At 69.1% G+C, this 8,143-nt stretch carries 5 protein-coding genes; all 5 read left to right on the top strand.

Annotated features, from left to right (window positions below; genetic code table 11):
- The first annotated feature begins 183 nt into the window (after positions 1 to 183).
- Positions 184 to 2,112: a sensor histidine kinase gene (locus AB3X43_RS10820; RefSeq protein ID WP_369429854.1), complete on the top strand. Its 1,929-nt coding sequence runs from the start codon at positions 184 to 186 to the stop codon at positions 2,110 to 2,112.
- Complete coding sequence (locus AB3X43_RS10815) at positions 2,109 to 3,608, top strand: sigma-54-dependent transcriptional regulator (protein ID WP_369429853.1); 1,500 nt, start codon at positions 2,109 to 2,111, stop codon at positions 3,606 to 3,608. The genes AB3X43_RS10820 and AB3X43_RS10815 overlap by 4 nt, the downstream gene beginning before the upstream one ends.
- Complete coding sequence (ampD, locus tag AB3X43_RS10810) at positions 3,605 to 4,195, top strand: 1,6-anhydro-N-acetylmuramyl-L-alanine amidase AmpD (protein WP_369429852.1); 591 nt, start codon at positions 3,605 to 3,607, stop codon at positions 4,193 to 4,195. Before AB3X43_RS10815 ends, ampD begins: the two co-directional genes overlap by 4 nt.
- Before the next feature lie 245 nt (positions 4,196 to 4,440).
- Positions 4,441 to 7,311, top strand: a complete 2,871-nt coding sequence (locus AB3X43_RS10805) for a ribonucleoside-diphosphate reductase subunit alpha (protein WP_473965110.1) — start codon at positions 4,441 to 4,443, stop codon at positions 7,309 to 7,311.
- 128 nt (positions 7,312 to 7,439) lie between these two features.
- A partial coding sequence (locus AB3X43_RS10800) for a ribonucleotide-diphosphate reductase subunit beta (protein WP_369429850.1) occupies positions 7,440 to 8,143 on the top strand: 704 nt, incomplete at its 3' end.

Here is an 8,143-nt window from a genome sequence, read left to right as displayed (position 1 = left end):
CCCTCGCGGTGGTGCGGCACCCGGCGACGCCACGCGTGCGCTGCAGACGCTGGCGCGGTGTGCCCACTGCGGCATGCACCTGACCTCGGCCGACAGCGAGCGGCACGACGGCCAGTCCTACTGCTCCGCCGCGCACCGGCGCGCCGGACCGCGTGCCCCGTTCGGACGGCGCTGAGGAGCCCGATGCGCACGACCGGATCGACACCGGGCCGGGCTGACGAGGACAGCGGATTCGCCCGCTCCGAGCCGGTGCACGAGGAAACCTGGTTCGCCACGCTCGGCTTCGGCATGGAGCGCACGCAGTCGATCGACCTGGCCCGCGGGGACACCGTTCCGTCCGGTGCCACCCCGGCCCCTGCCGCGCAGGACGGTCCGGCGCACCGCGCACCCGCCCCCCCGTCGGACGAGGGTGTGCCGCCGCCACGGCGGCGGCGCATCGAGCCCCCCGCGTCCTTCCAGCGCATCTTCCGCGCCTTCACGATTGCCCGGGCGCTGCTCGGGCTGCTGCTGCTGGGGATCCAGGGGCTGGTGGTCGTCTATCTGGGCGGCAGGCCGGTCTGGGCCGCGCTGCTGGTGTGCGGGGCGCAGGTGCTGGCGGCGCTGGCGATGCTGGCCTGGCCGGTGCCGCCTGCGGGCTACATGGCCGCGTCCGGCCACCTGCGCAGCCGCTGGGCGCTGGCGACCATCGGCGTGGATCTGCTGGCGTTCACGCTGCTGCTGTTCACGGTCGGACCTGCGGTGAATGCGGCGGCGCTGTACATGCTGCCGGTGCTGATGGCCGCCACGCTGATGACGCGGCGCCATGCGTATGGCGTGGCGTCCGGCGTGGTGCTGCTGCTGCTGGCGGCTGCGTGGTGGGGGGCGCTGACCGATGTCGAGATGGCCGCGGCGCTGATGCAGGCGGGCATCGCCGGTGGCGGTGTCTTGACCATCGCGATGCTGGCCGGCCAGTTGTCGGACCGCCTGGCCCGGCAGGAGGTGGCCGCCCGCAGCACGCTGGAGCTGGCCCGCCAGCAGGCGCGCCTGAACCGGCTGATGATCGAGGAGATGCAGGACGGCGTCATGGTCGCCGACCGCGACGGGCGCGTGCAGGCGGCCAACCCGGCGGCGCTGCAGTTCATCGGCGCGCCGGTGGCGCGGCGCTTCATGCCCTTCGACCTGCACGATCTGCCGGCGTGGCAGCCGCTGCGCGATGCGCTGGTCCGTGGCTACGCGCGCGGTGTCTGGCCGGAAGGTGGGCAGGAACTCAGCCTGCGCCTCGGCCCGGCGGGCGGCGATGCGCCGCCCGAGGAGCGCCCGCTGCGGGTCCGCATGCGTTTCACGCGGCGGCACGGGGCGCGCTCGGGCGAGGCGCTGTGCGTGCTGTTCCTGGAGGACGTGCGCACGCTGCGTCTGCGTGCGCGGCAGGAAAAGCTCGCGGCGATGGGGCGGGTCTCGGCTGGCATCGCCCACGAGATCCGCAATCCGCTGGCGGCCATCGCCCAGGCCAATGCCCTGCTCGCCGAAGACCTCACCGACCCCGGCCAGCAGCGCCTGAGCCAGATGGTGGCCGACAACGTCGAGCGCCTGCAGCGCATCGTCGACGACGTGGCCGAGGTGTCCCCGGGCGGATCGAGCGATGCGCCGGTGATCGAGCTGGGCACCGAGGTGGCACGGCTGTGCGCCGATTGGGCCCGCACGGCCGGACTGCCGGGCGATGACAGCAGCGCGCTGTTCGTCGACACGGGCGACGAGCCGCTGCCGGTGCGCTTCGACCCGGAGCATCTGCGCCGCGTGCTGGTCAACCTGCTCGACAACGCGCTGCGCCACGGCAGCCGCCAGCCGCAGGCCGTGTGGGCGCGCGTGGCGGCCCGGGCGCAAGGGCGCATCGAGCTGTCGGTGGCCAGCGACGGCGCGGTGATCGCGCCCGACGTGGAGCCGCACCTGTTCGAGCCCTTCTTCTCGACCCGCAGCCGGGGCACCGGGCTGGGGCTCTACATCTGCCGCGAACTGTGCGCACGCTACGGTGCCTCGATCGATTTCCGTCCCCGCGGGCCTGGCGCCCGCCACCGCAATGTGTTCCTGGTGGCGATGCCGCGCGTCGCCTTTCAGCCGCCCGAGGTCTCCCCATGAACTTTCCCGTGACGCCCCGGCTGCTGGTCGTCGACGACGAACCCGATCTGCGCACGCTGTACGAGCTGGCGCTGCTGCGCGAGGGCTACGACATCGACACCGCCGGCACGGTGGACGAGGCCTGGACCCTGCTGAGCGCCGCCCGCTACAGCGCCATCGTCACCGACATGCGTCTGCCCGACGGCACCGGGCTGGACCTGCTGCGCCGGCTGGAGCAGGCCGGCCGGCCCGAGAGGACCATCGTCATCACCGCCTACGGCTCGGCCGAGAACGCGGTCCAGGCGCTCAAGTCCGGCGCCTATGACTACCTGACCAAGCCGGTCGATCTGCGGCAGTTCCGCAGCGTGGTGGCTGCGGCGCTCGGGCGTGGTCCGGCGGTGGCGGCGGCACCGGCGGTGCGCGGGGCCAGCCGGGTCACCCGACCCGCTGCGGCGCCGGTGGTGGCCGATGCACTGCAGCGCATGGGCGGACGCACGCCGGTGATGCAGCAGGTGCGGGTGCTGATCGACAAGGTCGCGCGCAGCATGGCGCCGGTGCTGGTCCACGGCGAATCGGGCACCGGCAAGGAACTCGTGGCGCGCGCCATCCACCAGGTCAGCCAGCGGGCGGGCGGGCCGTGCATCGCGGTCAACTGCGGCGCGATTCCCGAGCAGTTGCTGGAGGCGGAGTTCTTCGGTTACCGCAAGGGCGCGTTCACCGGCGCGAACGAGGACCGCGAGGGCTTCTTCCAGGCGGCCAGTGGCGGCACGCTGTTCCTCGACGAGATCGGCGACCTGCCGCTGGCGATGCAGAGCAAGCTGCTGCGCGTGATCCAGGAGCGTGCGGTGCGGCCGGTGGGCGCGGTGGCGGAGGTGCCGCTGGACGTGCGCATCGTCAGCGCGACGCACAAGGATCTGGCGTGCGAGGTGGCGGCGGGGCGCTTCCGGCAGGACCTGTATTACCGGCTCAACGTGATCCAGATCCGCGTGCCGCCGCTGCGCGAGCGGCTCGACGATCTGCCGGTGCTCTGCGAAGCGGTGCTGGCGCGCGTGGCGGGCGAATCGGCCCTGGCGGAGGTGCCGCGCCTGACGGGAGCTGCGCTGCAGGCGCTGGCGCTGCACCAGTTTCCGGGCAACGTGCGCGAGCTGGAGAACCTGCTGCACCGGGCGGTGGCGCTGTCGTCGGGTGGCCTGATCGATGTGGCCGACCTGGGGCTGGCCGTGGCCGCGCCACCGGCCATCGCCGAGCCGGTCGCCGTCGGTCCGACTGCGGCCGGGGCCGTGGTCGCTCCTGTGGAGACCTTGCCGGTCGATCTGGTGGCCTACCTCGACGATGTCGAGCGCGAGGTGCTGGTGCGGGCGCTGGAACACCACCGCTACAACCGCACCGCGGCCGGCGCGGCCATGGGCCTGACGCTGCGCCAGATGCGCTACCGCATGGCGCGGCTGGGCATCCAGGTGGCCGGCGATGCCCTCACGGTCGAGGACGCCGACACGCTCGGCGACCTGGCGCCATGAGCGGCGGTCTGCGGTGGCGGCGTCGCCATGCGGCGCGGCGCGGGGTGTGGCTCGGTGGCTGGTACCGGCGTGCGCGCTGGGTGCCGAGTCCGAACTTCGGCCTGCGTCCGCCGGAGCAGCGGGTGCGGCTGGCGGTGATCCATTCCATCAGCCTGCCGCCGGGGGTCTATGGCGGCGACGCGATCGAGCGTTTCTTCACCAACCAGCTCGATCCGTCCGGCCACCCCTATTTCGCGGGACTGGCCGGCGTGGCGGTTTCGGCACATTTCCTGGTGCGTCGCGGGGGCGAGATCGTGCAGTTCGTCAGCATCCGGGACCGGGCCTGGCACGCAGGCGCCTCCGCTTGGCGGGGGGTGCCGAACTGCAACGACTATTCGCTGGGGGTCGAACTGGAGGGGCTCGAAGGGCAGCGATTCGATGCCGCGCAGTACCGCGCCACGGCCCGCCTGCTGCGTGACGCCGCGTCCGTGTGGCCTGTCGTGGAAGTGGTCGGTCACGAACATGTGGCACCTGGCCGCAAGGGGGATCCCGGCCCCGGATTCGACTGGCTGCGGCTGGCACGGCTGCTGCGTCGCAGCATGGAATGAAAATCTTGGTCAATCCGTGATTTGTCAATGGGACACTAGCGGTAGTGTTGAAAATTTTCTGATCACACTACCGGTAGTGTGGTGCTATTCTTGGATCCAAGAAACAAAGCCGAAGGCGCCTTCTTTGAGACGGTGCCTTTTTCTTTGTGCCGTCACGACAAGGCAAGACAAGAAGGAGCGCCCGCCCCATGCAAACCGCCATCTCCAGCAACCCGTATTCCCAGCCCGGATCGTCGGTGCCCGCCATGGGCGCCAGCACGGCTTCCGCCTACGCTGGCTACCAGATCATCCGCCGCAATGGCGCCGTGGTCGCCTTCGAGCCGCACAAGATCGCGGTTGCGCTGATGAAGGCCTTCCTGGCGGTGCGTGGTGCCCATGGCGCAGCCTCGGCCAGCGTGCGCGAGGCGGTGGACACGCTGACGGAGTCGGTGGTGCGCGCATTGCTGCGCTCGCGTCCGAGCGGCGGCACCTTCCACATCGAGGATGTGCAGGATCAGGTCGAACTCGGCCTGATGCGCGGCAGCCACCACGACGTGGCGCGTGCCTATGTGCTCTACCGTGAACGCCGCTCGCAGGAGCGCCTGAGCCAGGGCCGCGCCCCCGCGCAGGCCCCGACCGATCTGCAGGTGCAGGACCACGGCCAGCGCGTGCCGCTGAACCAGGGCGGGCTGCAGGCACTGATCGAGGCATCCTGCGCCGGTCTGGGCGACGAGGTGACGGCCGCGCCGGTGCTGGCCGAGACGCGCCGCAACCTGTACGACGGCGTGCCGGTGGACGAGGTCTACAAGGCCGCCATCCTGGCCGCGCGCACGCTGATCGAGAAGGACCCCGGCTACACCCGCGTCACCGCCCGCCTGCTGATGCACACGATCCGCCGCGAAGTGCTCGGCGACGACGTGCTGCAGCACGAGATGGGCCAGCGCTACGTCGAGTACTTCCCGCAGTTCATCCGCAAGGGCATCGACGCCGAACTGCTCGACGAGCGCATGGCGCAGTTCGACCTCGTGCGCCTGGGCGCTGCGCTCAAGCCCGAGCGCGACATGAACTTCGACTACCTCGGCCTGCAGACGCTCTACGACCGCTATTTCCTGCACATCCGCAAGCAGCGCATCGAGCTGCCGCAGGCGTTTTTCATGCGCGTGGCGATGGGCCTGTCGCTGGGCGAGATCGACCGCGAAGCCCGCGCGATCGAGTTCTACGAAGTGCTGTCCACCTTCGACTTCATGTCGAGCACGCCGACGCTGTTCAACGCCGGCACGCGCCGCTCGCAGCTGTCGAGCTGCTACCTGACGACGGTGCCCGACGACCTCGACGGCATCTACGAGTCGATCAAGGACAACGCGCTGCTGTCGAAGTTCGCGGGCGGTCTGGGCAACGACTGGACCTCGGTGCGGGCGCTGGGCAGCCACATCAAGGGCACGAATGGCGAGTCGCAGGGGGTGGTGCCATTCCTGAAGGTGGTGAACGACACCGCCGTCGCGGTGAACCAGGGCGGCAAGCGCAAGGGCGCGGTCTGCGCCTACCTGGAGTCCTGGCACCTCGACATCGAGGAGTTCCTGGAGCTGCGCAAGAACACCGGCGACGACCGCCGCCGCACCCACGACATGAACACGGCGAACTGGATTCCCGACTTGTTCATGCGCCGCGTGATGGAGGGCGGCGACTGGACGCTGTTCTCGCCGTCGACCTGCCCGGACCTGCACGACCTGTTCGGCATTGCCTTCGAGCAGGCGTACACCCGCTACGAAGGCATGGCCCGGCGCGGCGAGATCAAGCTGTTCAAGCGCCTCCGGGCGGTGGACCTGTGGCGCAAGATGCTCTCGATGCTGTTCGAGACCGGCCACCCGTGGATCACGTTCAAGGACGCCTGCAACGTGCGTTCGCCGCAGCAGCACGTCGGCGTGGTGCATTCGTCGAACCTGTGCACCGAGATCACGCTGAACACCAACGCCAGCGAGATCGCCGTCTGCAACCTCGGTTCGGTCAACCTGGCGCACCACCTGACGGATGGCCCGAACGGCACCCGCGTGCTCGACAGCGCCAAGCTGAAGAAGACGATCTCGACGGCGATGCGCATGCTCGACAACGTCATCGACATCAACTACTACGCGGTCAAGAAGGCGCGTGACTCGAACCTGCGCCACCGTCCGGTCGGTCTGGGGCTGATGGGCTTCCAGGATGCGCTGTACCAGCTGCGCGTGCCGTATGCGTCGCAGGAAGCGGTGGAGTTCGCAGACCGTTCGATGGAGGCGATCTGCTACCACGCCTACTGGGCCTCGACCGACCTGGCCGCCGAGCGTGGCCGCTACCAGAGCTACGCTGGCTCGCTGTGGGACCGCGGCATCCTGCCCCTGGACTCGCTCAAGCTGCTGTTCGAGCAGCGCGGCGGCTATGTCGAGGTCGACACGTCGTCCACGCTGGACTGGGACGCGCTGCGTGCCCGCATCGGCGAGGTCGGCATGCGCAACTCGAACTGCGTGGCCATCGCGCCGACAGCGACCATCTCCAACATCATTGGTGTGGACGCCTCGATCGAGCCGAGCTTCGGCAACCTCTCGGTCAAGTCCAACCTGTCTGGCGAGTTCACCATCGTCAACGAGTACCTCGTGCGCGACCTGAAGAAGCTCGGCCTGTGGGACGACATCATGGTGATGGACCTCAAGCACTTCGACGGCTCGCTGCGCCGCATCGACCGTGTGCCCGAGGACTTGAAGCGCCTGTACGCGACCGCGTTCGAGGTCGAGCCGCGCTGGCTGGTGGAAGCGGGCGCCCGTCGTCAGAAGTGGATCGATCAGGCGCAGTCGCTGAACATCTACATGGCCGGTGCCTCGGGCAAGAAGCTCGACGAGACCTACAAGCTGGCCTGGCTGCGCGGCCTGAAGACGACCTACTACCTCCGCACGACCAGCGCCACCAGCGCCGAGAAGTCGACCGTCGGTGCCGGCTCGCACAACGCGGTCAGCGCGGGCAGCACGGGGGGCATGAACGCCGCGTCCTCGCTCGACAAGGCCGCCGCAGCCGCCCAGGCGCTGATGGCCGCCGCTGCGGACGCGACGCCGGCCACGGACGTCAAGTTCTGCGCGATCGACGATCCGGGCTGCGAAGCCTGTCAGTGATCCCATCCCGTCCATGACCACGGAATGAAACTGTCCGGACACCAGCGCTTCGGGGCCTGAAACCCCCAAGAATTGCTTGGTGTTTGGACACAACATTCCGATAATTCACCCCCACTAGGAAGTCAGACATGCTGGTCTGGGAAGACACCCCGCGTTCCACGCCCACCCCCTCGAATTTCACTGAACCGAACGGCGTTGCTGCCGGTTCGGATGCAGCTTCGACGGCCGTGCACGGCGCCAGCGAGCGTCGCGTCAACGCTGCCGACAAGCGCATCATCAATGCCAAGACCGACGTCAACCAGCTTGTGCCGTTCAAGTACAAGTGGGCCTGGGACAAGTACCTCGCCACCTGCGCCAACCACTGGATGCCGCAGGAAGTGAACATGAGCCGCGACATCGCGCTCTGGAAGGATCCGAACGGTCTGACCGAGGACGAGCGCCGCATCGTCAAGCGCAACCTCGGCTTCTTCACCACCGCCGACTCGCTGGCCGCCAACAACATCGTGCTGGGCACCTACCGCCACATCACGGCGCCCGAGTGCCGCCAGTTCCTGCTGCGCCAGGCCTTCGAGGAAGCGATCCACACCCACGCCTACCAGTACATCGTCGAGTCGCTCGGCCTGGACGAGAGCGAGATCTTCAACGCCTACAACGAAGTCCAGTCGATCCGCGACAAGGACGAGTTCCTGATCCCCTTCATCGAGGCGATCATGGACCCGCACTTCAAGACCGGCACGCCCGAGACCGACCAGACGCTGCTGAAGTCGCTGATCGTGTTCGCGTGCCTGATGGAAGGGCTGTTCTTCTACGTCGGCTTCACGCAGATCCTGGC

The organism is Sphaerotilus sp., assembly GCF_041083715.1.
GTDB lineage: Bacteria > Pseudomonadota > Gammaproteobacteria > Burkholderiales > Burkholderiaceae_C > Sphaerotilus.
The sequence above is the reverse complement of the archived record's forward strand: the minus strand, read 5'-3'. Positions and strand labels throughout refer to the sequence as shown.